At 38.6% G+C, this 1,676-nt stretch carries 2 protein-coding genes; both read left to right on the top strand.

Going from position 1 to position 1,676, the window contains the following annotated elements; all coding sequences use genetic code 11:
- Positions 1–153 precede the first annotated feature (153 nt).
- The gene (locus AACQ83_RS24025) at positions 154–780 is read left to right on the top strand and encodes a hypothetical protein (protein WP_240000920.1); all 627 of its coding nucleotides are present in this window, start codon (positions 154–156) and stop codon (positions 778–780) included.
- Entirely contained in the window at positions 781–1,194 is a 414-nt protein-coding gene (locus AACQ83_RS24020) for a hypothetical protein (protein ID WP_240000919.1), read from the top strand.
- Positions 1,195–1,676 lie beyond the last annotated feature (482 nt).

The raw sequence follows: 1,676 nt of genomic DNA, 5'->3' as shown, positions 1-1,676 counted from the left end.
GATATTTTCTCTTGATGGGAAATGCAATAAAAATCGGTGATATCAGTTCAGCATTTGTTGATTGTAAAGAGACACTGGGATTGTGGATTGGGTTAATATTAAAGTTGAATAATATTCCACTTATCACTGGGTTACCCGGAGTGTGAGGATAAAATGAGATTAAAATGGTTATTGCTATTATTAGGCGTGATTATTATGTCAGGTTTAGGTGCTGTAGTAATGCAAGGAGCTAATGCAAATGAACCCCGGCTATATATTCGTAGTTTATTCGATATTCAGTATGCTTTTTGTGATATTAAAACCAATGGTGTAACGGGAATGGATAATCGAGATTCAGCCCGTGAAGGTCGGGGATTTGGTACTGCCAGTACAGCTTCCATGCTATTAATGGCAAATGGTGAAAATGAAATCAGTCTGGAATTTGGTGCACTGGGTTGGTTTTCCCCAGATAAGCTATCAGATGAAACCCGTAACCACTTTAATCCTGAAGCAAAATGTAGTCTGGAATTGACGGCCATGCGTGGTAAAAAAAGTGAAGTGTTGACGGCAATTGAAGTGGCAATTGATAAAAATGGTCAGCCCGTGGCAACAACACCCGTGAATGAAGCGAAATACGCCGCTATTAGCACACCGGTAGTACGTCATGTGATACAGGCAGACAGTATAGAAACTGGACATAAAGACGAAAACTACTTTGATATTCGAACATTTCCACCCAATATGATCTTATACCGGTTTAGTCGTAATGTGAAAGTCAGTGGGTTACCTGAATGGGAATAGGTGAAGGCAACACCTTATACAGATACACCTGAACAGCGCCAGCAATTGCAACAGGCTTATATGGCGGTCTGGCAGGCTTATAATGCAAAAGATGTGAATACTATCCGTAATCAACAAAAAATCTCTCTTAAAGCTTGGGCTTGGTCTACTAATGAAAGTGAAGAGAATATCTTTGTTGACAAAGATTTTCATAATGATTTCAAAGAAAAAAGTTTCAAAATGAAACCGATTAATTGGAATGACTACAGGGTTAAGATAATGAACCAAGGTAGAATGGTCAGACTGGTGAATAAATCAGACCCGGAGAGTTCCCCAGTATCTTATTACGTTAATGATGAAGACGGTGATACGGTTCTGGTTACCACTGTACCAATCTTTTCATTAATTAATGGTCGTTTTGTTCAGGTAATTTAATGGGTGGCAATATCGGGTTGTTTGACCCGATATTTTCTCTTGATGGGAGCAGTAAAAGAAAGCTATTATCGATTACGCCAGAATAACTGGAAAAGATTGAGGGATTTGATTACGTCGGTTAATCCAAGTACTACTTACCGAGTTAAAAAACATCGGTATTACGGCTGATCACAGTGTTAGGGGAATATTAAAGTTATTCTTCTCACGAAGATATCTATCTGTTGAAGAATTGCTTGCTCGTTATAAACGTATATTGAATAATATCTGTGAACCGGGACATATGTGGGCTGAGACATTGCTATTGCAGGAGTTAGGCTATTCATCATCACCTTGGTTCCATTTTAAAGACTAATTAACCTGAACTCTGGATAAGGAAGAAAAGAAAAAAGGAACTAAGTGCCTGAGGCACGATCAAAGTTTTTGCTTAGAAAACAAAATCGTGGGGATCCTCAGGCTATGACTACTTTAGAAGAACTTTACTG

The organism is Photorhabdus sp. S10-54, from assembly GCF_963878145.1.
In the GTDB taxonomy this organism is placed as follows: domain Bacteria; phylum Pseudomonadota; class Gammaproteobacteria; order Enterobacterales; family Enterobacteriaceae; genus Photorhabdus; species Photorhabdus kayaii.
Note: the sequence above shows the minus strand (reverse complement) of the source record. Positions and strands in the feature narration are given on the sequence as shown.